Here is a 23,715-nt window from a genome sequence, read left to right on the forward strand (position 1 = left end):
CTTGACGATAGTTAACATCTTAATTATAACTGTTAACACATTAACAATAACCGCAGAGCACTCACCCCTCTGCATCGCCAGGAGACAAGCATGAGCCGTGCCCTGCATGACGTCGCGACCGGCACCCTGTTCGGGGTCGCGCTGAACTACCAGGGGCTGCTGAAACAGCGCCTCGCCGAGTTCGAGCAACCGCCCTACCAGAAGCCGCCGCTCAAGCCCGTGCTGTTCATCAAGACCCCCAACACCCGCAACCGGCACGGTGCCGAGGTGATTCACCCCGGTCGCGGCGAAACACTGCAACCAGGGCCGGCGCTTGGCGTGGTCATGGGCAAGTCAGCCAGTCGCGTCAGCGCCGCCGAAGCCCTGGACTACGTGGCCGGCTACACCATCGTCAATGAATTCAGCCTCCCGGAAGACAGCTATTACCGCCCCGCCGTCAAGGCCAAGTGCCGGGACGGCTTCTGCGCCATCGGCCCGGAACTGGTGCCCACCACTCAGGTGGCCGACCCTCACAGCCTGGCAATCACGCTGTACGTCAACGGCGAGGTTCGCCAGCAGAACAGCACGGCCAACTTCGTTCGCAACATTCCCCAACTGATTGCCGAGATCAGCGAATTCATGACCCTGCATGCCGGCGACGTGCTGATCACCGGTACGCCTGAAGGCCGGGTCGACGTACTGCCCGGTGACCGTGTCGAAGTGGACATCAGTGGCCTGGGCCGTCTGGTCAATACCATCGTGGCCGAGGAAACAGGAGCAGGTTCATGAAACACGCGCGCATTCGTTTTGAAGGCCAGGATCAAGCCGTCACCGTTGAAGCTCACAACGCCGTACGCCTGGCCGACGGTCGCCTGCTGGCCGAGCACCAGGTCCAGTGGCTGCCACCGGCCACCGGCAGCATGTTCGCCCTGGGCTTGAACTATGCCGATCACGCCGCCGAACTGGCGTTCAAGCCGCCGACCGAGCCCCTGGCATTCATCAAGTCCCCCGGCACCTACACCGGCCACAACCAGGCGACCTGGCGTCCCGACAACGTCGCCTACATGCACTACGAGTGCGAGCTCGTGGCGGTCATCGGCAAAGCGGCACGCAACGTCAAGCGCGAGGATGCGTTGCAATACCTGGCCGGCTACACCGTGTGCAACGACTACGCGATCCGCGATTACCTGGAAAACTACTACCGCCCCAACCTGCGGGTGAAGAACCGTGATGCCACCACCCCCGTCGGCCCATGGATCGTCGATGTGGCCGATGTGCCTGACCCGAGCAACCTGACGCTGCGCACCTGGATCAATGGCGAACTGCGCCAGGAAGGCAGCACCAAGGACATGATTTTCGATATCCCGTACCTGATCGAATACCTGTCCAGCTTCATGACCTTGCAGCCCGGCGACATGATCGCCACCGGCACGCCGGAAGGCCTGGCGGACGTGGTGCCCGGCGATGAAGTGGTGGTGGAAGTGGAAGGTGTCGGTCGCCTGGTCAATCGAATCGTCAGCGAAGCCGAGTTCTTCGCATCCCGTAAAGAGGCTTGAGCAGCATGATCAAACACTGGATCAACGGCCGTGAGGTCGAAAGCAAAGACGTCTTCGTCAACTACAACCCGGCCACCGGCGAGGCCATCGGTGAAGTCGCCAGCGGCGGTGCCGAGGAAGTCGCCCAGGCGGTGTCCGCCGCCAAGGACGCCTTCCCGAAGTGGGCCAATACCCCCGCCAAGGAACGCGCCCGATTGATGCGCAAGCTCGGTGAACTGATCGAGCAGAACGTTCCGAAACTGGCCGAACTGGAAACCCTCGACACGGGCTTGCCGATCCACCAGACCAAGAATGTGCTGATCCCCCGTGCCTCCCACAACTTCGATTTCTTTGCCGAAGTCTGCACGCGGATGGACGGTCACACCTATCCGGTCGATGATCAGATGCTCAACTACACCCTGTACCAACCGGTGGGTGTCTGCGCGCTGGTATCGCCCTGGAACGTACCGTTCATGACCGCGACCTGGAAGACCGCGCCGTGCCTGGCCCTGGGCAACACGGCCGTGCTGAAGATGTCCGAGCTGTCGCCGCTGACCGCCAACGAACTGGGTCGCCTGGCGGTCGAGGCTGGCCTGCCCAATGGCGTGTTGAACGTGATCCAGGGTTACGGCGCAACCGCCGGCGATGTGCTGGTGCGCCACCCGGATGTGCGGGCGATCTCCTTCACCGGCGGCACCGCCACCGGCAAGAAAATCATGCAGACCGCCGGGTTGAAGAAGTACTCGATGGAACTCGGCGGCAAGTCACCGGTGCTGATTTTCGAAGACGCCGACCTCGAACGCGCCCTCGACGCCGCGCTGTTCACGATTTTCTCGCTCAATGGCGAACGCTGCACCGCCGGCAGCCGGATCTTCATCCAGGAAAGCGTCTACCCGCAGTTCGTGGCCGAGTTCGCCGCCCGCGCCAAGCGCCTGATCGTCGGTGATCCGCAGGATCCGAAGACCCAGGTCGGCTCGATGATCACCCAGGCCCACTACGACAAGGTCACCGGCTACATCAAGATCGGCCTCGAAGAAGGCGCCACCCTCCTGGCCGGCGGCCTGGAACGTCCGGCCAATTTGCCGGCGCACTTGAGTCGCGGCCAGTTCATCCAGCCAACGGTGTTCGCCGACGTGAACAACAACATGCGCATCGCCCAGGAAGAAATCTTCGGCCCGGTGGTGTGCCTGATCCCGTTCAAGGACGAAGCCCAAGCCCTGCAATTGGCCAACGACACCGAATACGGCCTGGCCTCGTACATCTGGACCCAGGACATCGGCAAGGCCCATCGCCTGGCCCATGGCATCGAGGCCGGCATGGTGTTCATCAACAGCCAGAACGTGCGCGACCTGCGCCAGCCTTTCGGCGGCGTAAAGGGTTCCGGAACCGGCCGCGAAGGCGGACAGTACAGCTTTGAAGTGTTTGCCGAGATCAAGAACGTTTGCATCTCCATGGGCAGTCATCACATACCGCGCTGGGGTGTATGACCCAGGCCGGGTGATCCCTCTGTAGCAGGTGATGCATCTGTGGCAAGAGATACACCTTGTGGCGAGGGAGCTTGCTCCCGTTGGGCTGCGAAGCGGCCCCGCTTTTCCTGGCGATTGCTGCGCAATCGAGCGGGAGCAAGCTCCCTCGCCACGGTTCATCATCGAGACCCGATTCACCCGTTATCCAAGATTCAACAAGAACAATTTTTCAGGAGAATCATCATGGGCGAAGTCGTCCTGGCTGCGAAAATCTGCCACGTTCCCTCGATGTACCTGTCGGAGCTGCCCGGCAAGCACCACGGTTGCCGCGCCGCCGCGATTGCCGGCCACAAGGAAATCGGTCGCCGCGCCCGGGAACTGGGGGCCGATACCGCCGTGGTGTTCGACGTGCACTGGCTGGTCAACAGCGCCTATCACGTCAACAGCGGCGCGCACTTCAAGGGCATCTACACCAGCAACGAGCTGCCGCACTTCATCAAGAACATGGAGTACGAATACTCAGGCGCCCCGGAACTGGGCGAGCTGATCGCCGCCGAGGCCAATGCCGCCGACGTGCGCACCCTGGCCCACAACATCCCGAGTCTTGAGCTGGAATACGGCACGCTGGTGCCCATGCGCTACATGCACATGGACGTCCCTCAGGAACAGAAATTCAACGTCGTGTCGATTGCCGCCTGGTGCGCCTGGCACCGCCTGCAAGACAGCTTCACCTTCGGCGCCGCCGTGCGCCGGGCCATCGAAAAAAGCGACCGCAAGGTACTGGTGCTCGCCTCCGGCTCGCTGTCGCACCGTTTCTCCGACGATCGCAACGCTGAAGCCAACATCCACAACTGGACGCGGGAATTCGACAAGCAGGTCGACCTGCACGTCGTCGAGATGTGGCGCCAGGGCCGCTGGAAAGAGTTCTGCGCCATGCTCCCGGACTACGCCGAACACTGCTTCGGCGAAGGCAAGATGCATGACACGGCGATGCTGCTGGGGTTGCTCGGCGGGCCGGACTACGACAAGCCTGCCGAAATCATCACCGAGCCTTTCGGCAGCTCCGGCACTGGACAGATCAACGCTGTCTTCCCTGTTTGACACTGCGGCCGTACGGCATCCCCGTACGGCCTGAAGGAGCCGTTCATGCCGCATTTCATCGCTGAATACACCGACAACATCGAACAACAAGCCGACCTGCCCGGCCTGTTTGAAAAAGTCCACGCCTTGCTGGGCGACAGCGGCGTGTTTCCCCTGGGCGGCATCCGCAGCCGCGGGGTGCGCCTGGACACCTGGCGCATGGCCGACGGCAAGCACGACTACGCCTTCGTGCACATGACCTTGAAAGTCGGCCACGGCCGTGACCTGGCCACCCGCCAGAAAGTCGCGGAAAAGCTCTTCGAGGTGATCACCGCGCACTTCGCCGAGCTCCAGGCTCAACGCCTCTTGGCCCTGTCGTTCGAGATGATCGAGCTGCACGAACAGCTCAACTTCAAGGCCAACAACGTCCACGCCTTCCTCAAGGGCCAGGCCAGCTGAATCCGTCTGCCCCACTCTCCCCATCGGCCTCTCTGACAAAAAGTACAAGATCATGAGCACAGCCAATACCGCCGACACTGCCGGCACCGTCGCGCACGACCGCACCCATGCCACCATCACCTGGCGGCTGATGCCGCTGTTGCTGGTCTGTTACCTCTTTGCCCACCTGGACCGCATCAACATCGGCTTCGCCAAGATGCAGATGAGCGCCGACCTGCAGTTCAGCGACACGGTCTACGGCTTCGGCGCAGGGCTGTTCTTCATCGCCTATGCGCTGTTTGGGGTGCCCAGCAACATGGCCCTGGACCGGGTCGGTCCGCGGCGCTGGATCGCCACGCTGATGGTGGTCTGGGGCGCCTTGTCCACCGGCATGTTCCTTATCGACAGCGCCGCCGGCTTCTACGTGTTGCGCTTTCTGCTGGGCGTGGCCGAGGCCGGTTTCTTTCCTGGCATCCTGGTCTTTCTCAACCGCTGGTATCCGGCCCGGCGCAGGGCCCAGGTGACCGCGTTGTTTGCCATCGCCGTGCCAATGGCCGGGGTGATTGGCGGACCATTGTCCGGCGGCATTCTCGAGCACTTCCATGACCTTGGCGGCCTGCGCGGCTGGCAATGGATGTTCGTCATCGAAGGGCTGCCGGTGATCCTGCTCGGCCTGGTGGTGCTCAAGTGCCTGCCGGACAGTTTCGAGACGGTCAAGTGGCTCACACCGCACGCCAAGCAACAACTGCGCGAACAACTGAGCCTTGAAGAACAGCGCAAATCCATCACCTCGTTTTCGGCGATCCTCAACAATCCGCAGGTGTGGTTGTTGGTGGCGGTGTACTTCGCCGTGATGCTGGCTGTGAACACCCTGGCCTTCTGGATGCCCACCTTGATCCATGGCGCCGGCATCGGCAGCGACGGCAAAGTCGGGCTGCTCAGCGCAATACCCTACCTGGCCGGCTGTTTTTTCATGATCGGCTGCGGGCGTTCCTCCGACCGCCATCGCGAACGCCGCTGGCACCTGTGCGTACCGCTGTTGATGGCCGCGCTGGGCATTGCGGTCACCGGGCTCTCACCTGGCAATCCGACCCTGGTGCTCAGCGGCCTGATTGTCGCCGGCATGGGCGCCAGCGCGGCGCTGCCGATGTTCTGGCAACTGCCGCCAGCCTTCCTGTCCAACGGCACCCAGGCCGCCGGCATCGCGCTGATCAGTTCCTTCGGCAGCATCGCCTCATTCTTCGCGCCCTACCTGATCGGCTGGATGCGCGACACCACCCAGAGCGCCAGCCTCGCCTTGTATGTGCTGGCCCTGCTCATCGCCCTTGGCGGCTTGCTGGTGCTGCGCACCCGGGCCGCCATCGTCAACCCTCAATAAGAGACCCTTGCCATGCTCGACCAGAATCTCATCCAACAAGCCGCCACCCGCCTCGACCACGCCGAACGCTCCCGCGAGCAGGTGCGGCAGTTTTCCCTCGATCACCCGGACATTACCATCGAGGATGCCTATGCCATCCAGCGCGCCTGGGTCGCGCAGAAAATCAAGGACGGCCGCAAGCTGGTCGGCCACAAGATCGGCCTGACCTCCCGGGCCATGCAGGTGTCGTCGAACATCACCGAGCCGGACTACGGCGCGCTGCTGGACGACATGTTCTTCGACGAAGGCACCGACATCCCGTTCGAGCGTTTCATCGTGCCGCGGGTGGAAGTGGAGCTGGCGTTCATTCTCGGCAAGCCGTTGAAGGGCCCGAACGTGACGGTGTTCGACGTGCTCGATGCCACCGAATGGGTGATCCCGGCGCTGGAAATCATCGATGCGCGCATCCAGCAGATCGACCCGCAGACCAAGGCGACCCGCAAGGTGTTCGACACCATCTCCGACAACGCCGCCAATGCCGGCGTTGTCATGGGCGGTCGCGCCGTACGCCCGACCGAGATCGACCTGCGCAAGGTGCCGGCGGTGCTCTACCGCAACGGTGTGATCGAAGAGTCCGGCGTCTCGGCGGCGGTGCTCAATCACCCGGCCAAAGGCGTGGCCTGGCTGGCGAACAAGCTGGCGGCCTATGACGTCACCCTGCAACCGGGACAGATCATCCTCGGTGGTTCCTTCACCCGCCCGGTGGCAGCCAACCCCGGCGATACCTTCCATGTCGACTACGACCTGCTCGGTTCCATCGCCTGCCGTTTCGTCTGATCGGAGACCGTTTCATGGACATGCCCATCAATACCTTCAAGCAACGCCTGCGCAGCGGCGAGGCGCAGATCGGCCTGTGGCTGGGGTTGGCCGATGCCTACTGTGCGGAGCTGGCGGCCAACGCGGGCTTCGACTGGCTGCTGATCGACGGTGAACACGCCCCCAACGACTTGCGCACCTTGCTCGGCCAGCTCCAGGCCGTGGCACCCTACCCCAGCCAGCCGGTGATACGCCCGGTGATCGGTGACACGGCGCTGATCAAGCAAGTGCTCGATATTGGCGTGCAGACCCTGCTGGTGCCGATGGTGGAAAGCGCCGACCAGGCACGCGAACTGGTGCGCGCCATCCACTACCCGCCCCATGGCGTACGCGGTGTCGGCAGCGCACTGGCCCGGGCGTCACGCTGGAACAGCATCCCCGGCTACCTCGACAAGGCCGATGAACAGATGTGCCTGTTGGTCCAGATCGAAAGCCGCGAGGGCCTGGCCAACCTGGATACCATTGCAGCAGTGGACGGTGTGGATGGGGTCTTTATCGGCCCGGCGGACCTGAGCGCGTCCATGGGTTTTCGCGGCAACCCCGGTCACCCGGATGTGCAAGCGGCCATCGAAGACGCCATCGCCCGCATCCGCCAGGCCGGCAAGGCAGCCGGGATTCTCAGCGCCGATGAAAAACTGGCCCGGCGCTATATCGAACTCGGCGCGGCGTTTGTCGCGGTGGGCGTGGATACCACGGTGTTGATGCGGGGCTTGCAGACGCTGGCGGCGATGTTCAAGGACACACCAAAGCCTGCGGCTGGCGGCGTGTACTGATCGGTATCAAATGCCTTGTGGCAAGGGGATCTGTGGGAGCAAAGCTTGCTCCCACAGAAAACAACCAGCCCGGGTTCTCAGCGCCTGATCGCCTTCAGGTCATTGAGCAACCCCAGCAGCGCCTGCAATTTTTCCTCCCCTAACTTGTCCTGCAGACGCTGGTAATTCTCTTCCATGCTCTGGCTCATCGAATCGAAGCTCGCCTGCCCTTGCGGCGCCAGGCGCACCAGCACTCGCCGCTGATCCTGTTCAGCCTTGCGCCGCACCACCATGCCCGCCGCTTCCATGCGCACCAACACGCCGGTCATGCTGGGCTTGAGGATGCAGGCCAGTTCGGCCAGGCGATTGATCTCCAGCTCGTCGTGCTGGCTAAGGATACGGATGACCCGCCATTGCTGCTCGGTCAAGCCATGTTGATTGAGGGAAGGCCGGAAAAACCCCATGGCCGCTTCACGGGCCTGGAGCAGGGTCAGGGTCAAGGATTGGCGCAGCTTGGGCATGAGTATGTTCGCGAGAGGGATTTAGTTAATGAGTTAACTAAATCTTATCATTTTCGATGCCGAGTTACCTGCGGCAAGGGGACTCATTGTGGGAGCAAAGCTTGCTCGCGATACAGGCAATGAAAGTCTTTCAGAAATCGAGTCGCCTATGTCGCGAGCAAGCTTTGCTCCCACAACACATCTCTCGCCACAAGGGGTGAATGCCAGTCTTTACTGAATGTCACTCAAGCGCCCTTGATCACGCCCTTGAGCACTTGCTTGAAATGCTCGACCTGTTCCTCGCTGAACTGGCCAAACACCTTGTCCTGCTGCTCCTTGGCAATCGCCCAGAGCCCTTCAGTCTCATCGATACCCTTGGCAGTCAGGCGTACACGCTCGCCTTCATCGCTCACCAGGCCCTTGCGCTTGAGGTTGGCCACGGCTTCTTCGATCTCTCGCGCCGGCATCGCCACTTCCCGCTGCAGGTCGCACAGGTTCAGCCCGGCGTCGTTCTCCAGCACCATCAACATCCGCGCCTCACTGGTGCGCAAGCCGGTGGACAACTGACGCGGCTGGTAGCTGGCCTGATAGGCCCGCAGTGCCTGGGTCATCAGGTAATACAGGTTGTGGCTCAAGCGCCCCTGGAAGTGACTGCTGGGGGACTGGCCCTCTTCGCGTTTGGTCATGCGCGTGTGAGGCAGCACCATCGAGTAGGCCCCCTGGTGATAGAGCAACGGCGAGCGTCCGAAATCGTCAAACGCCACGACCTTGCCGATCATGATCCAGTGATCGCCGCCATCGACCTGCTGGAATTTTTCACAGTGAAAACGCGCCGAGCAATCGACAAACACCGGGGCGCCACCTTCGCCGGCCTCGAATTCGATTTCAGCGAAGCGGTCGTCCTTGGGTCGTGCGAAGTTGTTCGACAGGTCGATCTGGTCGGCGGCCAGCACGTTCACCGCAAAGTGACTGGCGGCTTCGAACACGCCATGGCTGCTCGAACGCTTGTCGATGCTCCACAGGATCAATGGCGGGTCCAGGGACACCGAGTTGAAACTGTTGGCCGTCACACCGACCTTGCGGCCATCTTCAGTGGCAGCGGTGACCACGGTCACACCGGTGGCGAAGTTACCCAGGGCCCGGCGGAACGCGCGGGTATCGAAAGCGGTATCACAAAGACTGGACATGCAAGACTCCCGGCCGCCTCGAGCGACGGCCTCGATTATTGTTCTAGGGTTCAGCGCACAGGCGGTCAAACCATGGAAGGATCAGGCTCAAGGCCCATCAACTCACGACCGAGAATCTGCGCACAGACGTCGTAGTCGGTATAGGCATGGGCGCCGGTCAGGTGGGCGTCGCGGAACAGCCGTTGCAACTCATTGCTTTCGAACCAGGCGCCACCACCGGCCGCCTCCATCAAGCGATCGACGGCCTGGATGCACATCTTGGTGGCGTAACCCTGGTTGGTCCGCCAGAACGCCAGGGTTTCCCGGCTGGGGTATTCGTGGCGCTCGCCATATTCGGCGTGCTCCTGCCAGGTTTTCTCCAGGAAGGCACGGGCCGCCGCCACCTGATGAGTCGACTCGGCCAGGCGCATCAACGCCGGGGTAGCGGCACCGACTGCCGCACCGGTGTAGGCCCGCACGCGGTTGCGGGTTTTCTCGCGAAAGACCTCCAGCATGCGTTCGGCCACGCCGAGGCTGACCGTGGAGAAACCACTGGCGAAGTAGGGTCGGTATGGCGAGTAGAAAATCTTGCTGTCGGGGTACAGGCCGAATCCGCCGGACTTGCCCTCCATCATGTCCTTGGCTTTCTGGATCCGGTGTTCCGGCACGAAAGCATTGTCGATGATCAAGGTCTTGCTGCCACTGCCGCGCATGCCCACCGCGAACCAGTCATCGCGAATCGCATAGTCGCTGCGCGGCAGCACTGCAAAGCAATAGTCCTGGGCGCCTTCGGCGTTTTTACGGCGAAACCCCACGATCGCCCATTCGGCATGATCGCAGCCGCTGCTCCAGCCCATTTCACCGCTGAACATCACACCGCCGTCGACTTCCTCGGTGCGGCCAAACGGCGCGATGCTGCTGCTGGCGGTGGCATCGGGATCATCGCCCCAGACTTCCTGCTGGGCCTTGGCCGGGAACATTGCCAACTGATGGCTGTGGGTGCACAACAGGCTCATGGCCCAGGCCGTGCTGGCACAGGCGCCGGCCAGCAGCGCGATGCAATCGGCGAACTGCGGCAGGGACATCTCCATGCCACCGTAGGGTTTCGGTTGGAAGGCCCGGTGCATGCCGATGCTTTTGAGCAAGGCTATATTCTCGGCAGGCACGCTACGGTCTTTCTCCGCCTGGAAGGCATTGGCGGCAATGACAGGCAGGATGGGCTTGAGGTCTTCGAGCAGCGGGTTTGGCTTTTTCATGGACGGGCTCTTTTATTATTGGCATCTGCCGATCCCGCCTCTGCCCGGCAACCTGAGGTTGCACAAACAGCGGGATCAGTGATTAAGGCCGGTCCAGTATGGGCAATCACAGGCGGGTGAAAAATGCACCTTCCAGATCCAAGATTGTACTTTTCATGGGCAGGTTTCGGCTCCATGGCGCGCTCGGTCAAATACCCCGGCACGGATGATCAAGACAGGCGCCCCCATCCGGGCTCTTAATAGGGCCATCCCCTGCAATGCCTTGCATAGGCGTTGCAACGGAGTTTCCTTTCACTTTGTCAGGTTGCGTCATGATCAATATCGAAACGCCCACCTATTACACGGCCACCAAGAAATACAACCTCAGCTTCCCCACGCTGGAACAGGACGTGGACGCCGATGTTGTGGTCATTGGCGGCGGTTTCTCCGGCATCAATACCGCGCTGGAGCTCGCCGAAAAAGGCATCACCAACATCGTGGTGCTGGAGGCGCGTTACCTGGGGTTCGGCGGCACCGGGCGCAATGGCGGGCAGATCATGGCCGGCATCGGTCATGACCTGGAAAAGATCAAGAAGGACGTGGGTGAAGACGGCCTGCGCCAGATCTTCGAGATCAGCGACCTGGGCGCCGACATCATCAAGGACCGTATCGCCAAGTACGCCATCGATGCCGACTTCTGCCACGGCTACGGCTACATGGGCTTCAACGCGCGCCAGGAGAAAACCCTGCGGGCCTGGGAAAAAGACTTCAAGTCAGTCAACAGCAAACACGAGATCCGCTTTCTCGGCGGCTCCGATGTGCAGCAGATCATCGGCTCCAAGGCCTATGGCAGCGCATTGCTGCACATGGGCGGCGGGCACGTGCACTCGTTGAACCTGTTACTGGGTGAGGCCAAGGCCCTGGTCAGCCACGGCGTGCGGATCTTCGAGAACAGCCCGGCCCTGGAAGTCAGTTATGGCGAGCGCATCACCGTGCGTACCGGGCGTGGCTCGGTCAGGGCCAGCAAGCTGTTGTGGGCCTGCGACAGTTTCCTCAACAAGCTGGAACCGGAGCTGCATCGCTCGACCATCAACACTTACGCTTTCCAGATGATGACCGAGCCGTTGTCGGACGAACTGATCCAGCGCATCAGCCCGATTCGCGGTGCCTACAGCGACATTCGCCCGGTGATCGACTACTACCGCGTCACCAACGAAAACCGCCTGCTGTTCGGTGCCGCGACGCCGTTGGTGGAGCACATCCCCCAAGATCTGAAGGCCTGGAACCGGCGCCTGATGCTGAAGATCTTCCCGTACCTCAAGGACGTGAAGATCGACCTGGCCTGGGGCGGCCCGATGGCCTGCAGCCCGAACCTGTTCCCACAGATCGGCACCCTGCCCGGCCGCAGCAACGCGTTTTTCGTCCAGGGTTACTCAGGCTTTGGCGTCACGCCGAGCCACATCATCTGCAAGGTGCTGGCCGAAGGCATGAGTGAAGGCTCGGCGCGCTACGACCTGGTCAGCTCGATCCATCGCCCGACCATCATCGGCAAAGACGCCATTCGCCCATTGCTGCTGACCGCCGGCAAGTCCTGGCATCAGCTGTCGGGCTACTGGAATGGCCGTCGCTGACGGTCAGATGCCAATCAGCTAAGCAAAAACCCTGTGGGAGCGGGCTTGCTCGCGAAAGCGGTGGGTCAGGCAGCATTGATGTCGACTGGTACGCCGTCTTCGCGAGCAAGCCCGCTCCCACAGATTCAGTGGTTTCACTGACCGGAACTAGACATACATACCCTCTGCTTTTCAATCATCAGGAGTCACTGCCATGCCCCTTATCACCCTCGAAAAAGACATCCAGCTGTCCGACCTGGACGCCTGGGGCACCGTCGCCGATCTCGGTTCGCAGATTCTCGAAGGCGAAGTCAAAGCCTTCGGCAAGATGACCTTCGGCGCACCGACCGATCCCGTCAGCAGCGCCTACTTCGGCACCACCCAAGGCAAGTTCCGGATGGTCTACCCCTTCGCCGAACAAGCCACCGTGGTCACCGGTGAAGTAGTGCTCACCGACGAGGCCACCGGCCAGAGCACCCGCTACAAGGCCGGCGACAGCTGGTTCGTGACCAAGGGCACGCCAGTGCTGTGGGAAGTGGTCAGCGAGAGTTTCGTCAAACACTACTTCGCGGTAGCCTGATCGGACTTGGCTGCCGGCCCCACCGGCAGCCCTCTTGGCGAAGGTGCGACCATGAACGTCATCCCCACCCAGGACATAGCCGGCCAGTGCCTGCACGCCTTTACCCAGCTGGTTCCCGTCAGCCGGGCGGCGTTCTACTGCGTTGATCGGCAGCTGCAGGTCCATGACTTCAGCCTGCATAGGATGAGCGGCGAGATGCACCGCGACTACCTGGACAACTACCGTCAGTTCGACCCGCTGCACCCGCGCCACTGCGTATCCAGCGAGTTGGCCGTGGTGCCGTTGGGCCTGGCGATGGCCCGCCAACCGCGACGTGACAACCATCGTTATCACGACTTCCTGCAGCGCTACGGCGTGGTCGACGTGGTGGAAGTCTTCGCCCATCGAGACGGTCAGCCCCAAGCCGCGATTTCGTTGCTGCGCACTGCCGAGCAAGGTGTCTTCACCGGCCAGCAGTTGAATCAACTCAGCGCGTTGCAGGCCTTGCTGCAACTGGCCGTGGCCCATTTGCCTGGCCATGAGGACCCACTGGGCGACTTGACGCCCAAGGAGCGCCAGATTGCCTGGCTGCTGCGCCAAGGCGTCAGCAACAAGCAATTGGCCCGGGAGCTGGAGGTGGGCTTGCCGACCATCAAGACTCACCTGATCCACCTGTTTCGCAAGGTTGGCGTGAGCAGCCGTACCGAGTTGGTCAGCGCACTGTTCCTCTGATCAACCATTTGGTTGATAGGCCGCCGTTGCCCGGCACCGCATGATCCGAGTGGCTAATTCAACCACCGGAGCCTTGCAATGAGCACATCTTCAGACTGGATCACCGTCGGCGCCCTGGCCGATGGCTTTGCCCCCGAAGCCTTCATCCTGCCAAACCTGGCCGACCTGGACGGCAAGACCTTCACCCTGCATTTCGCCAATGGCTGGCAGATCGAGCATCGCTTCGAGCAGGACACCGTGTCCTGGAACGCCGCCGATGGGCACTCCAGCGGCACCGCGACCTACCGGGCCACATCCGTACGCCCGGGCCTGTACCTGGTGGACTTCATCAAGCGCGAAGGCGAACTGACGTCGTCGATAAGCCTTGTGCTCGATACCGCCTGCGCCGCCTTCACCGCCGTGATCGGCCGCATGCCAAGCCAGCAAGAAACCGGCGAAGGCCTCTACAGCCGCGCGTTGACCGGTAAGCCCCTGACCTCGGTTCAAGCGCAGTTCCTGCACGGCAGCCTCGATCGTCCCTGGCAGCCTGGCCTGTGCCCGCACGCACCGACCACCGAACTGGTGGGGCTGCGCAACCTGTATCGCTACAGCCCGAGCGAAGTCTACGAACACATTTACCTCAACGACCAGTTCTACTCGTGGCAGTGCCTCAAGGGTGTTGAACAAGGCCTGTGCGACACCGATCGCTGCGACACCTACAAGATCGCCGATCAGTTGTACCTGTTCGTGTGGCGGGAAAAAATAATCCCGACCCTGGGCCTGGTGCTGATCGACCTGCAACAGCATCGTAGCGACGGCAAGATCTTCGGCTACGCCGGTGCGTCGTTCGATGAGTTCTCCAATTTCCCGGTCAGTTCGTACTGCCAGGTGCTCAACCAGACGGAGTATCCCGATGCCTGAATTACGCACCGTCGTGATCACCGGTGCCGGCACCGGTATCGGTGCGGCCTGCGCCCGCCTGTATGCCGCCGAAGGCGCCAACCTGGTGCTGATCGGTCGACGCCGCGAGCCCTTGGAAGCACTCACCGAGGACATCGGCGGCCTGGTGCTGGTGGGCGATGCAGCCTGCCCGGCCACCTGGGACAGCTTCGTCGAGCAGATTCGCACGCGTTATGGCCGACTCGACGTGCTGCTGGCCTGTGCCGGTGGCATGGGCATGGGTAGCGCCACCGAGACTCAGCCATCGACCTGGGAAGCGGCCTTGCGCAGCAATCTCGACAGCGCCTTCTACAGCGCCCGGGCGTGCCTACCCCTGCTACAGGAAAGTGCCGGCAACATTGTGCTGATCGCCTCCATTGCTTCCTTGGCGGCAGGCCCGCACGTGTGCGGCTACACCACCGCCAAGCATGCGCTGTTGGGCCTCAACCGCTCCCTGGCAAGGGATTACGGGCCTCACGGCGTACGAGTCAATGCGATCTGCCCAGGTTGGGTCCGCACGCCCATGGCCGATGAAGAAATGCAGGCATTGATGCAGTTCCATGGCGAAACGTTGCAGCAGGCGTATGACCGGGTCTGCGCCGACGTGCCGTTGCGCAGGCCGGCCAGTGCGCAGGAAATCGCTAACGTCTGCCGTTTCCTGGCCTCGCCTGAGGCGTCGATCATCACCGGGGCGACGCTGGTGGCCGATGGCGGCTCCAGCATCGTCGACGTACCGACACTGGCCTTCAGCCGGATGGAGGCCAGCGATGCCTGAGGATCTGGATTTCAGCGGCCAGACCGTACTGGTCACGGGCGGCGCCCAGGGCATTGGCCGGGCCATCGTCGAAGCGTTTGCCCTGCGAGGGGCTCGCGTGGTCATTGCCGACCTGGGCCTGGCCCGGGCCGAAGCAGTCGCCGGCGAATTGACCGCCGTGGGCTGTCAGGTGCAAGCGCTGGGGGTTGACCTGGCCGACGCAACGGCGGTCTTCGGGATGATGGCCGAGCTGGAGCAACGCTTGGGGAGGCTGGATATCCTGGTGCACAACGCCGGCTATTTTCCGCTGACACCGTTCGCCGAGATCACCCCGTCGATGCTTGAGCGAACGCTGGCGGTGAACTTGTCGGCGCTGTTCTGGCTGACCCAGGCGGCGTTGCCGATGTTCCGGCGCCAGGGCCAAGGCTGCGTGCTGGTGACCTCCTCGGTCACCGGCCCGCGGGTGGCGTATCCAGGGCTCAGCCACTACGCGGCCTCCAAGGCCGGGGTCAATGGTTTCATTCGCAATGCCGCGCTGGAGCTGGCGGCCGAGAATGTCCGCGTCAATGGCGTCGAGCCGGGCATGATTGCAACACCGGCCATGGCCAACCTGGGCGACGATGAGGTCAACCAGGACATCGCCCGCCGGGTGCCGCTGGGTCGATTGGGCCAACCGAGCGACATCGCTGGCGCCATGCTGTTCCTGGCGTCGAGCCTGGCCAGTTATGTGACCGGGCAGACTTTGGTAGTCGATGGGGGTTCGACTTTGCCGGAGGTTTGAGCCTATGGGAGCGGTGCCTCGCTGACGACGGTGGTGAATGTACCGCCGCCTTCGCGAGCAAGCCCGCTCCCACACTTTCCAATGACATCCACAAAAATCATGTTCATCACAAATCCCTTTGTGGGAGCGGGCTTGCTCGCGAAAGCGGTGGTTCAGACTGCAAAGCTATTGGATATCTCCACTCAAGCCACCCCCTGCCCCACCTGCAAACGGCTGGAACGAAACTCCTTGGGCGACAGCTCGAACTGCTTCTTGAACGAACGGCTGAAATGCGCCGAATCGGTAAAGCCCCATTTGTAGGCAATCGAGGTAATGGACTCGTCCCGCAGGAACGGATTGGTCAGGTCATCAGCGCTGCGCTTGAGCCGGGCGCGCTGGATGTAGCGGCAAACGCTGTCATCTTGCTCTTCGAACAAGCGATACAGATGCCGCACCGAAATATTCAGCCGATTGGCCAGGCCCACCGGGCTGAGGCCGGGCTGGGTCAGTGATTCGTCGATGACCTTCTGCACGTAGCTGCGCAGATGGCTGCCCTGCAACGCAGCCCCCTCATCACGGGCATCGCTGCTGTGTTCCAAGGCCGAGCCCAACAGCGAAACGAAGGCACTCTGCAAGGCTTCACCTTCGCCCACCGCGCCCTCGCCGTCCGGTGTGTCCCTGCACAGCTGATCCATCAAGACATGCAGCATCCGCCCACACGCCTTGCTGGACGACACCTTGCCGAAGGTCTTGGCGTCCCCGCCCAGTTGCCGCGACACGTCCTGGCGAGACAAGGACAGCACCGCATGCTCGATCAGGCCGAACGGGGTGATTTCAAGCGCCCCGACGGAATCCATCAACAACAATTCACCGGGCGCCAACTGGATGCTCCGATCGTTCTGGGTAATGCGGCAGTAGCCGCTGCGTTGGCTGACCAGGAGGCAATCCTGGTCATCATCGTGATCGGCGTTGGGCGAGTGACGCTTGATGTTACCGGCGTTGGTGCGCAGGTTCGCGAGGGCAAGGCCACCCCGATGGAAGTTCGACACTTCACCAATGAACAGCGCGCGATTGAAGGCCAGCTCGGTATCGAAGTGGCCGCAAGTCGCCCGCAGATCCCGGTTCCAAGTGTCCAGACCGTCCTGCCCAACCTGTTGCATGCTCATGGCATTCTCCGCAGTGGCTTTTTGTTTTTGTGCGGCAATAGTTAACATGTTATCTATATGCGCGCAACAAGTACCTGATCGCCAGAGCAGTAGCAGGAATGATGCCAGGGTAGAACAAAGGAATCAGAGCGTTGCCAACACCCGCTGCAGGCCGCTCAAGGTCGCCAGCAAGACAGTGCGCTGCTCCCGGCTCAACGGGATATAGCGACGAAAGGCCGGCATGCGATTGACCACTTCGCTACCGCCCATGTGTTCCAGACGCACGCACCACTGGCGTCCTTGCAGATCGATGCGCAGACGTTTGAAATCCAGCGGCATGAGCGCCTGGTACAGCACAAGATCCTGCTCCACAGCCGCCTGCAACCGGGCCGCCAGGTCACTGCGCCCGTCCCGCTGCCGGCAGCGAATGCCGCTACGCCGGACAGCCCCGCCGTGGTGCAGTTCCAGGCGCGCCGTGCCCTCTCGGGAGGCAGGCACGCGTAGGACGAACTCGGTCATCACCAGGTGCATCAACAGTTGCGACTCGGTGCGTTCGACAATCTCCAACTGCAAGCTGCCGTCGTCGGTGGCTGCCGTCGCCGTAGCCGGGCCCACCACCTCGAATCGCGCCAGCGCCAGGTTGCGTCGCAAGTGTTCCAGGGTCGCCCCAGGCCGATAACCGGCCGGGGCGCGCTGGGCGCTGAACAACTCAGACAGTTTTTGCAGCAGGGTCGACAAACTCGCCCGCAGGTTGCCCTGGCTCATGGGAGAACTCCTTGGCCAGCACGTCTTCTACCGACGCTGGCTTGAATGGATTGACCTTCTGCACCACCAGGGTCCAGAACAAAGCGTACGCTGCCGTGCCACCGAGCATCACCGCGAAGGGCACGTAGATGTCTGCCGGATTCATGCCGGGCGGCGTGATGAACCACATGCCCAACACAATGCCGACGCTAGACAGGATCTGTGGCAACGGGAACCACGGCGAGCGATAGGCCCGTGGCAGATCGGGGCGACGAATCCGCAGGCTGACTACCGACACGGTCACCAGCAGGTAGGCAAAACTCCAGGCGCATACGGCAGCCAGCACCAGGTGCATGATGTTGTCGGTATTGCCACCCAGCCACCACGCATGCAGGCACGGAATCAGCATCGCCACCAGGATGCACAGCAACGGCGTCTTGAAGCGTGGGTGCAGATAGGTGAAGACTTTCGGCAGAGCACCGTCCACCGCCATGCCGTAGAGAATCCGCGGTACGCCGGCCATCAGGGTGTTGATGGTCGCCGCACCGGCAAACAGAAAGCCGATCCCCAGCCACATCGGGCCGATATCGCCCATGACCTGTTCGGCGAAGCGTGGAATCGCCATGGGGGTGTCGAGCAGATGCACACCGCTGGTGGCATCGAGCAGCACGTTTTCCACCTGGCGCTTCATCGCTGCACCGTAGATGAACATGCAGGTGGCGACGCTGAACAAACCCAGCATCATGGCCCGGGGCATGGTCCGCGCGGACTGGCGCAGGTCCGGCGCCAGCGGCGTGACGAATTCGCAGCCGACAAACATGAACATGGCCATGCCCACCAGCGACAGCACCGTGACCAGATCGGTGCCCACCACGGACGCGCCAAACCAGCCCTCCAGTTCCACCGCCGGTGCGGCGATCAGGCCCAGCACGCCGAACACCATCAGGGTGGTCCACATGCCGAACGTCAGGATGATTTCGGCCCGGCCAAAGGCACTGACGCCGAACGCGTTGAGCACGCCAAAGACCACCACGAACCCCACGCCCAGCAACCAGGAGCCGCCTGCCGATTCGGCCAGGGTGTTGAGGTGTTCGAAGTTCACCAGGGCCATGACACCGGCCAGAATGGTCTCGGCGGTGCCGGCGAACACATGGACAATCAGATAGGCCGACAACGTCCCGGTAATCGCGAAGAAGCGGCCCATGCCACAGTTGATGTAGTCATAGACCGAGCCGGTGGTCGGGAGCATCGACGCTGCCTCGGCAAACGTCGTCGCCTGGGCCAGCATCATTACCACGGCGATCAGCATCGCCACGGCAAAGGCGCTGCCGCCAATGCCAAAGCCCATGGTCGCGGTGAGAATCACGGGGCTTGCCATGATCAGGCCAATGGTGCTGGCCAACGCGGTGGGAAAGCCCACCGAACCCCGGTTCAAGTGCTCGGTGAGCCTGTCATTGATCGACATGGTGCAGATCCTCGAAAGCGGATTTTTAGTATGGATGCCACAGCCGTCCAGGAACCGGCGATCATGCCTTCCCCAACCAGTCCCTGATCGAAACGGCGTTGCGTGCAGCCTTACTCTGCGCCGCCCCGTCCCGGGCGTCTTGCCCATGTCTGCCGCCGGTTTTGTTGCTGCCTGCCAACACCGCTGCACTGGCGGCCTGAGTCAACTCCATGGCAGGCAGGTGAAAGACTTCCCCGGGTACCACTCCCCTTAATGCGCGCTCTACTGTCCTATAACACTGGGGAATCCACCATGGAGCACACACGTCGTACACCTTTGCTGCGCAACGCCATCGGCCTGGGCATTGCCCTGCTGGTCGCCGATTCATCGGCCCAGGCCTATGAGCTTTACACCGACGAAGACACCACCGTCACCGGCAACTTCCTCGCGGTCTACGGGCTGTTCAACAGCCGCAAGAACTACGACGGCACCGCCGGCGGTTCGAGCTGGCGCGAAGGTTTCATCAAGTATGGCCTGAGTATCGACCAGACACTGGGCGGTCTGGGCAGTGTCTACGGGACGGCCAACCTGGTCAGCTCCGGCACTTGGGGCGATGGCGACGCAGCCGGCTTGAGCGACGGCTCCGAGCGCACCACCAAGTTCGATGAAGCCTTTGCCGGCTGGCGTTCGGGGGACCTGTTCCCGGCGCTGGGCAAGGACGGTGTCGACCTGTCCTACGGCCGCCAGGTGATCACCCTTGGCGACGGTTTCATCATCAACGACGATGGCCTGAACCTGGGCAAAGGCGTGGCCGATGGCGAGCTCAATCGCGGTGGCGCCTATTACCTGGCGGCCCGGCATGCCTTCGACGAAACCGCTGTCGTGCGCCTGGGCGGCAAGGAAGGCGTGCATGGCAGCCTGATGTGGATCAAGTCCGACAACCGCGCCCAAGCCAACACCGAAATGGCCGCTGGCACCCTGGAATACACCGCCGCGCCTGGCACCCTGGGGCTGACCTACATCCACGGCATCAAAGTCGATGACCGCTACGCCAGCGACTTCCAGAAACAGCGGGAAGGCATGGACATCTACAGCCTGCGCGGCGCCGGGAATGCTGGCATCGAGAATGCCCACTTCGCCTTCGAGTATGCCTGGCAGGACAAGGACGCGGGCCCGGAGAAAGCCTGGTACACCGAAGCCGGCTACACCTTCGCCGACCTGCCCTGGACGCCGGACCTGACCTATCGCTACAGTCGCTATTCCAAGGATTGGGACTCGATGTTCAACGGCCAGAACCGCGGCTATGGCACCTGGTTCCAGGGTGAAGTGGCGGGCAACTATGCCGGCCCATTCAACAGCAACACCGCCATCCAGCACGTTGGCCTCAAACTCAAGCCAGCGGAAAACGTGACCATTGGCGCGCTGTTCTTCGACTACCAGACCTTGCACACCCGCGAAGCGCTGAACCTCGATGCACAGGAGCTGGACCTGTACGTGGAATGGGCGGTGAATGAGCACCTGATCGTCACGCCGCTGGTGGGCCTGTACAAGCCTGAGAAGGATGCGGACAGCGGTGGCAATCAGGTCGGCGGCAACGGCACCAACGTCTACAGCCAGTTGGTGGTGGCGGTTCCGTTCTGACAGACATCTGTAGGAGCGGCCCCAGGCTGCGATCTTTTCCGCTCCAGATTCAATGGGCCGTGAAAAGATCGCAGCCTTCGGCGGCTCCTACTTGTGCTGATGCAACATGGTCTGGATCTGATGGGTCGCCTGCCGGGTGCTCTGCGCCAGCTTGCGCACTTCATCGGCCACCACCGAGAAACCGCGCCCGACATCTCCGGCCCTGGCCGCCTCAATCGCGGCGTTCAAGGCGAGCAGATTGGTCTGGTCGGCAATGCCCTTGATCACCCCCACCACCGTGGCAATCTGGGCGTAGGTCACCTGGTTCTGTTCGAGCATGCGCTGATGGGTGGACTGGGCCGAGCGCTCATCGCTGATATCACGCACCGCACCAATGACCCGCACCAGTTGCCCATGCGAGTCACGTACCGCCCGACCGCGTTCGCGGCACCAGATGTAATCCCGGGTCTTGTGGCGCATCCGGTATTCAAAGACGTATTCACCGCTGCCCTGGGAGCCAAGGATTTCCCGGTCGAAAATGGCCATGATCTTGGGCAAGTCGTCCGGGTGGGTGATGCCGACCTGGGCATCCCAGCCATCGGGCAAGTCATCCGGTCCATAACCGAGCAGCGCACGGAACTGACTGGAAAAGCGCATGCCACTGGCCGGGTGCTGAAGGTCACCGTTGACGACCGTGATATCCCAGCAGCCTTCTGTCAGGGTCGACTGCAGCAACTCCCAGATCTGCGTATCCTGGCGTTGTTGCAGCAGCTGCTGGCTGAGTTCGCCCTGACGTATTTCAAGCACCTGCTCGCGCTCAAGGGTTTGCTCCAATTGCTGGCGAACCTTATGCAACTCATGCTCGCTTTGCTGCCAGCGCAGGGTTTGCGCCTCCACTTGAGCCTCGACCTGATGCAGATGTGCAGTCGCGCTCGCCACCTGCCGTGCATACTGCTCAAGGACGGTGCGCAGTGGCGGATACGCGTCGAGCAGCGGCGTGTCCTCCGTTTCGCCGGCCAGTACGCGCTGCACCTGTGCGATCAACGCCCGTTTCTGTTTGTTGGTCTGGAGAAACATCGCCTGCCCCTATGCCATCAAGTCGAAAGCCGGATCTGATCGCAAACCGGCCAGGCTGGCTTGTCCCTGCCTGCACGTGGCCTTGCTCCTGGCTGCCAACCACCCAGGCTGGCAGCCACAGACATACGGCGCGGCAGGCACAGTCAAGCTGGACGGTCCTGCCGGGATTACCCTCGGGGCTTTCCCATTCGCGATCAGGAAACCCTCATGAGCGATATTGCCCTGCTGCCTCAGGTCGAAGCCTTCCTCGGTAGACATCACGCCCTGTTCATCGACGGTAGCTACGTCGAAAGCCAGAGCAGCCAGACGCTGGACGTCGTAAACCCTGCCACCGGCCAAGTCATCGCCCAGGTCAGCGACGCCACTCCCGGCGACATCGATGCGGCGGTGCAATCGTCCCGTCGCGGCTTCAAGCAGTGGTCTCAAACAGCGCCGGCGGTGCGCGGTCATGTGCTGCTCAAGTTGGCGGACCTGCTGGAGCGCAACCGCGAGGAGCTGGCGCAGATCGAGACCTGCCAGTCGGGGAAGATCATCCATATCTCCCGCGCCTTCGAGGTCGATCAGGCCGCTCATTTCCTGCGTTACTACGCCGGCTGGGCCACCAAGATCAACGGCGAGACGATCACCCCATCACTGCCCTCCTTCGCTGGCGAACGCTACACCGCATTTACCTTGCGCGAACCGGTCGGGGTGGTGGTCGGTATCGTGCCGTGGAATTTTTCCACCATGATCGCCATCTGGAAACTGGCCTCAGCCCTGGTGACCGGTTGCAGCATCATCATCAAGCCCAGCGAGTTCACCCCGCTGACCATCCTGCGCATCGCTGAACTGGCCATCGAGGCCGGCCTTCCAGCCGGCGCCCTGAATGTGTTGACCGGCGGCGGCCAGGTGGGCAAAGGGCTGATCGAACACCCGGGCACCAACAAGGTCTCGTTCACCGGTTCCGTACCCACCGGCCTGGCGGTGGGCCAAGCGGCCATGGGCGCCGGGTTGACCCGTGCAACCTTGGAGCTGGGCGGGAAGAATGCGGCGGGGTTCCTGCGCGATATCGATCCCGAAGTGGCGGTCAACGGCATCATCGAGGCGGGCTTTCTGCATTCGGGACAGATCTGCGCTGCCGCGGAACGGTTCTTTGTCCATCGCTCGCAGATCGAGTCGATCATGGACAAACTGGCCCAGCGCCTGAGCAAACTCACCATCGGCTCGCCCCTGGACGAACGCACCGAATTCGGTCCGGTGACCAACCGTCAGCACCAGCACAAACTCGCGGAATTCTTCGCCAAGGCCCGCGCACAGAACAACACCATCGTCCACGGTGGCAAGCTGATCGATGGGCCGGGTTGCTATGTCGAGCCGACCATCATCCTCGCCAATCGCCGCGACGACAGCCTGCTCAACGAAGAAACCTTCGGCCCGATCGCCACGTTTTTCCCTTACGACACTGAGGAGGAGTTGCTGGAACTGATGAACGACACCCCCTACGGCCTGAGCGCCAGCCTCTGGACCAATGACCTGGGCAAAGCCCTGCGCATGGTCCCCGCCATCGAAGCTGGCACGGTCTGGGTGAACATGCACACCCTGCTCGACCCGGCGGTGCCTTTTGGCGGCAGCAAATCTTCTGGGATAGGCCGTGAATTCGGCAGTGCATTCATTGATGACTACACCGAACTGAAGTCGGTGATGATCCGCTACTGACCTTCAAGGGCTCTGGTACAACCCCAGAGCCCTACCCAGCAAAAATCCCCTTGTGGGGAGCCTGCTCACGAAAGCGGAGGATCAGCCAACCATGATGCCGACTGACCCAACGCCTTCGCGAGCAGGCTCGCTCCCACAGTTTTTTTTCGAGTCGCCCAAGGCATCCGCGACCACCACAAATCTCCTGTGGGAGCGAGCTTGCTCGCGAAAGCGGACTATCAGTCAACCATGATGTTGAATCTGATACCGCGATCGCGAGCAAGCTCGCTCCCA

At 62.1% G+C, this 23,715-nt stretch carries 22 protein-coding genes and 1 pseudogene; 16 read left to right on the forward strand and 7 right to left on the reverse strand.

All coding sequences use genetic code 11. The features are described 5' to 3' along the window. Window positions 1-90: 90 nt before the first annotated feature. The 8 genes from HU749_RS16605 (at window position 91) to hpaI (ending at window position 7,504) form a co-directional block, all read left to right on the forward strand. The gene (locus tag HU749_RS16605; RefSeq protein WP_095974648.1) at window positions 91-768 is read left to right on the forward strand and encodes a fumarylacetoacetate hydrolase family protein; all 678 of its coding nucleotides are present in this window, start codon (window positions 91-93) and stop codon (window positions 766-768) included. Then, on the forward strand, window positions 765-1,535 hold the full coding sequence (locus tag HU749_RS16610; protein ID WP_186651909.1) for a fumarylacetoacetate hydrolase family protein: 771 nt from the start codon (window positions 765-767) through the stop codon (window positions 1,533-1,535). Before HU749_RS16605 ends, HU749_RS16610 begins: the two co-directional genes overlap by 4 nt. Before the next feature lie 5 nt (window positions 1,536-1,540). Further along, a complete protein-coding gene (hpaE, locus tag HU749_RS16615) occupies window positions 1,541-3,001 on the forward strand; it encodes a 5-carboxymethyl-2-hydroxymuconate semialdehyde dehydrogenase (RefSeq protein ID WP_186651907.1) in 1,461 nt (486 codons plus the stop codon). A 222-nt stretch (window positions 3,002-3,223) separates the two neighbouring features. Continuing rightward, window positions 3,224-4,081 (forward strand): 3,4-dihydroxyphenylacetate 2,3-dioxygenase, encoded by an 858-nt coding sequence (gene hpaD, locus HU749_RS16620; protein WP_027911702.1) that lies wholly within the window; start codon window positions 3,224-3,226, stop codon window positions 4,079-4,081. 45 nt (window positions 4,082-4,126) lie between these two features. Next, window positions 4,127-4,519, forward strand: coding sequence for a tautomerase family protein (locus tag HU749_RS16625; RefSeq protein ID WP_046065466.1), 393 nt, complete (start codon window positions 4,127-4,129; stop codon window positions 4,517-4,519). Between the two features lie 52 nt (window positions 4,520-4,571). After that, window positions 4,572-5,876 carry an MFS transporter gene (locus tag HU749_RS16630; RefSeq protein ID WP_079304078.1) on the forward strand — a complete coding sequence of 435 codons (1,305 nt, stop codon included), beginning with the start codon at window positions 4,572-4,574 and terminating at the stop codon, window positions 5,874-5,876. Window positions 5,877-5,888: 12 nt separating this feature from the next. After that, window positions 5,889-6,692: a 2-oxo-hept-4-ene-1,7-dioate hydratase gene (hpaH, locus tag HU749_RS16635; protein WP_186651905.1), complete on the forward strand. Its 804-nt coding sequence runs from the start codon at window positions 5,889-5,891 to the stop codon at window positions 6,690-6,692. 14 nt (window positions 6,693-6,706) lie between these two features. Continuing rightward, window positions 6,707-7,504, forward strand: coding sequence for a 4-hydroxy-2-oxoheptanedioate aldolase (gene hpaI, locus HU749_RS16640; protein ID WP_079304074.1), 798 nt, complete (start codon window positions 6,707-6,709; stop codon window positions 7,502-7,504). 77 nt (window positions 7,505-7,581) lie between these two features. Here hpaI and hpaR read toward each other — a convergent pair whose 3' ends face one another. The 3 genes from hpaR to HU749_RS16655 form a co-directional block, all read right to left on the reverse strand. Beyond that, entirely contained in the window at window positions 7,582-8,004 is a 423-nt protein-coding gene (hpaR, locus tag HU749_RS16645; RefSeq protein WP_095962509.1) for a homoprotocatechuate degradation operon regulator HpaR, read from the reverse strand. Between the two features lie 224 nt (window positions 8,005-8,228). Continuing rightward, complete coding sequence (locus tag HU749_RS16650) at window positions 8,229-9,170, reverse strand: p-hydroxyphenylacetate 3-hydroxylase reductase component (protein ID WP_186651903.1); 942 nt, start codon at window positions 9,168-9,170, stop codon at window positions 8,229-8,231. Between the two features lie 65 nt (window positions 9,171-9,235). Then, window positions 9,236-10,405, reverse strand: a complete 1,170-nt coding sequence (locus HU749_RS16655) for a p-hydroxyphenylacetate 3-hydroxylase oxygenase component (RefSeq protein ID WP_095962507.1) — start codon at window positions 10,403-10,405, stop codon at window positions 9,236-9,238. A gap of 311 nt (window positions 10,406-10,716) precedes the next feature. On the opposite strand from HU749_RS16655, the gene HU749_RS16660 reads away from it, so the two are divergent. The 6 genes from HU749_RS16660 (at window position 10,717) to HU749_RS16685 (ending at window position 15,738) form a co-directional block, all read left to right on the forward strand. Then, entirely contained in the window at window positions 10,717-12,015 is a 1,299-nt protein-coding gene (locus HU749_RS16660; RefSeq protein ID WP_014338024.1) for an NAD(P)/FAD-dependent oxidoreductase, read from the forward strand. A 193-nt stretch (window positions 12,016-12,208) separates the two neighbouring features. Further along, a complete protein-coding gene (locus HU749_RS16665) occupies window positions 12,209-12,574 on the forward strand; it encodes a cupin domain-containing protein (protein ID WP_046065473.1) in 366 nt (121 codons plus the stop codon). Between the two features lie 51 nt (window positions 12,575-12,625). Then, window positions 12,626-13,285 carry a helix-turn-helix transcriptional regulator gene (locus HU749_RS16670; RefSeq protein WP_046065474.1) on the forward strand — a complete coding sequence of 220 codons (660 nt, stop codon included), beginning with the start codon at window positions 12,626-12,628 and terminating at the stop codon, window positions 13,283-13,285. Between the two features lie 78 nt (window positions 13,286-13,363). Beyond that, window positions 13,364-14,185, forward strand: coding sequence for a molybdenum cofactor biosynthesis F family protein (locus HU749_RS16675; protein WP_186651901.1), 822 nt, complete (start codon window positions 13,364-13,366; stop codon window positions 14,183-14,185). Then, window positions 14,178-14,978 carry an SDR family NAD(P)-dependent oxidoreductase gene (locus HU749_RS16680; RefSeq protein ID WP_095974657.1) on the forward strand — a complete coding sequence of 267 codons (801 nt, stop codon included), beginning with the start codon at window positions 14,178-14,180 and terminating at the stop codon, window positions 14,976-14,978. Before HU749_RS16675 ends, HU749_RS16680 begins: the two co-directional genes overlap by 8 nt. After that, on the forward strand, window positions 14,971-15,738 hold the full coding sequence (locus tag HU749_RS16685; RefSeq protein WP_057450403.1) for an SDR family oxidoreductase: 768 nt from the start codon (window positions 14,971-14,973) through the stop codon (window positions 15,736-15,738). Before HU749_RS16680 ends, HU749_RS16685 begins: the two co-directional genes overlap by 8 nt. A gap of 182 nt (window positions 15,739-15,920) precedes the next feature. Here HU749_RS16685 and feaR read toward each other — a convergent pair whose 3' ends face one another. From feaR to HU749_RS16700, 3 genes are all read right to left on the reverse strand, one after another. Further along, window positions 15,921-16,883, reverse strand: a complete 963-nt coding sequence (feaR, locus tag HU749_RS16690) for a transcriptional regulator FeaR (RefSeq protein ID WP_095974658.1) — start codon at window positions 16,881-16,883, stop codon at window positions 15,921-15,923. A 123-nt stretch (window positions 16,884-17,006) separates the two neighbouring features. Next, window positions 17,007-17,627: a DUF3156 family protein gene (locus HU749_RS16695; protein ID WP_172436056.1), complete on the reverse strand. Its 621-nt coding sequence runs from the start codon at window positions 17,625-17,627 to the stop codon at window positions 17,007-17,009. After that, complete coding sequence (locus HU749_RS16700) at window positions 17,572-19,071, reverse strand: APC family permease (RefSeq protein ID WP_046065480.1); 1,500 nt, start codon at window positions 19,069-19,071, stop codon at window positions 17,572-17,574. Before HU749_RS16700 ends, HU749_RS16695 begins: the two co-directional genes overlap by 56 nt. Window positions 19,072-19,362: 291 nt before the next feature. Between HU749_RS16700 and HU749_RS16705 the strand changes: the two genes are divergently transcribed. Further along, complete coding sequence (locus HU749_RS16705) at window positions 19,363-20,691, forward strand: alginate export family protein (RefSeq protein ID WP_079304056.1); 1,329 nt, start codon at window positions 19,363-19,365, stop codon at window positions 20,689-20,691. Window positions 20,692-20,787: 96 nt separating this feature from the next. Here HU749_RS16705 and HU749_RS29410 read toward each other — a convergent pair. After that, window positions 20,788-21,747 (reverse strand): annotated as a pseudogene (locus HU749_RS29410) (methyl-accepting chemotaxis protein); the annotation flags it as partial. Window positions 21,748-21,954: 207 nt separating this feature from the next. Between HU749_RS29410 and HU749_RS16715 the strand changes: the two are divergent. Continuing rightward, window positions 21,955-23,442: an aldehyde dehydrogenase family protein gene (locus tag HU749_RS16715; protein WP_186651897.1), complete on the forward strand. Its 1,488-nt coding sequence runs from the start codon at window positions 21,955-21,957 to the stop codon at window positions 23,440-23,442. Window positions 23,443-23,715 lie beyond the last annotated feature (273 nt).

It is taken from the genome of Pseudomonas ogarae, assembly GCF_014268695.2.
In the GTDB taxonomy this organism is placed as follows: Bacteria; Pseudomonadota; Gammaproteobacteria; order Pseudomonadales; family Pseudomonadaceae; genus Aquipseudomonas; species Aquipseudomonas kilonensis.

Bases quoted from the DNA above. Each gene is read 5' to 3' on its own strand.
- HU749_RS16605 (WP_095974648.1), top strand. From the start codon at position 91: ATGAGCCGTGCCCTGCATGACGTCGCGACCGGCACCCTGTTCGGGGTC.
- HU749_RS16610 (WP_186651909.1), top strand. From the start codon at position 765: ATGAAACACGCGCGCATTCGTTTTGAAGGCCAGGATCAAGCCGTCACC.
- hpaE (WP_186651907.1), top strand. From the start codon at position 1,541: ATGATCAAACACTGGATCAACGGCCGTGAGGTCGAAAGCAAAGACGTC.
- hpaD (WP_027911702.1), top strand. From the start codon at position 3,224: ATGGGCGAAGTCGTCCTGGCTGCGAAAATCTGCCACGTTCCCTCGATG.
- HU749_RS16625 (WP_046065466.1), top strand. From the start codon at position 4,127: ATGCCGCATTTCATCGCTGAATACACCGACAACATCGAACAACAAGCC.
- HU749_RS16630 (WP_079304078.1), top strand. From the start codon at position 4,572: ATGAGCACAGCCAATACCGCCGACACTGCCGGCACCGTCGCGCACGAC.
- hpaH (WP_186651905.1), top strand. From the start codon at position 5,889: ATGCTCGACCAGAATCTCATCCAACAAGCCGCCACCCGCCTCGACCAC.
- hpaI (WP_079304074.1), top strand. From the start codon at position 6,707: ATGGACATGCCCATCAATACCTTCAAGCAACGCCTGCGCAGCGGCGAG.
- hpaR (WP_095962509.1), bottom strand. From the start codon at position 8,004: ATGCCCAAGCTGCGCCAATCCTTGACCCTGACCCTGCTCCAGGCCCGT.
- HU749_RS16650 (WP_186651903.1), bottom strand. From the start codon at position 9,170: ATGTCCAGTCTTTGTGATACCGCTTTCGATACCCGCGCGTTCCGCCGG.
- HU749_RS16655 (WP_095962507.1), bottom strand. From the start codon at position 10,405: ATGAAAAAGCCAAACCCGCTGCTCGAAGACCTCAAGCCCATCCTGCCT.
- HU749_RS16660 (WP_014338024.1), top strand. From the start codon at position 10,717: ATGATCAATATCGAAACGCCCACCTATTACACGGCCACCAAGAAATAC.
- HU749_RS16665 (WP_046065473.1), top strand. From the start codon at position 12,209: ATGCCCCTTATCACCCTCGAAAAAGACATCCAGCTGTCCGACCTGGAC.
- HU749_RS16670 (WP_046065474.1), top strand. From the start codon at position 12,626: ATGAACGTCATCCCCACCCAGGACATAGCCGGCCAGTGCCTGCACGCC.
- HU749_RS16675 (WP_186651901.1), top strand. From the start codon at position 13,364: ATGAGCACATCTTCAGACTGGATCACCGTCGGCGCCCTGGCCGATGGC.
- HU749_RS16680 (WP_095974657.1), top strand. From the start codon at position 14,178: ATGCCTGAATTACGCACCGTCGTGATCACCGGTGCCGGCACCGGTATC.
- HU749_RS16685 (WP_057450403.1), top strand. From the start codon at position 14,971: ATGCCTGAGGATCTGGATTTCAGCGGCCAGACCGTACTGGTCACGGGC.
- feaR (WP_095974658.1), bottom strand. From the start codon at position 16,883: ATGAGCATGCAACAGGTTGGGCAGGACGGTCTGGACACTTGGAACCGG.
- HU749_RS16695 (WP_172436056.1), bottom strand. From the start codon at position 17,627: ATGAGCCAGGGCAACCTGCGGGCGAGTTTGTCGACCCTGCTGCAAAAA.
- HU749_RS16700 (WP_046065480.1), bottom strand. From the start codon at position 19,071: ATGTCGATCAATGACAGGCTCACCGAGCACTTGAACCGGGGTTCGGTG.
- HU749_RS16705 (WP_079304056.1), top strand. From the start codon at position 19,363: ATGGAGCACACACGTCGTACACCTTTGCTGCGCAACGCCATCGGCCTG.
- HU749_RS16715 (WP_186651897.1), top strand. From the start codon at position 21,955: ATGAGCGATATTGCCCTGCTGCCTCAGGTCGAAGCCTTCCTCGGTAGA.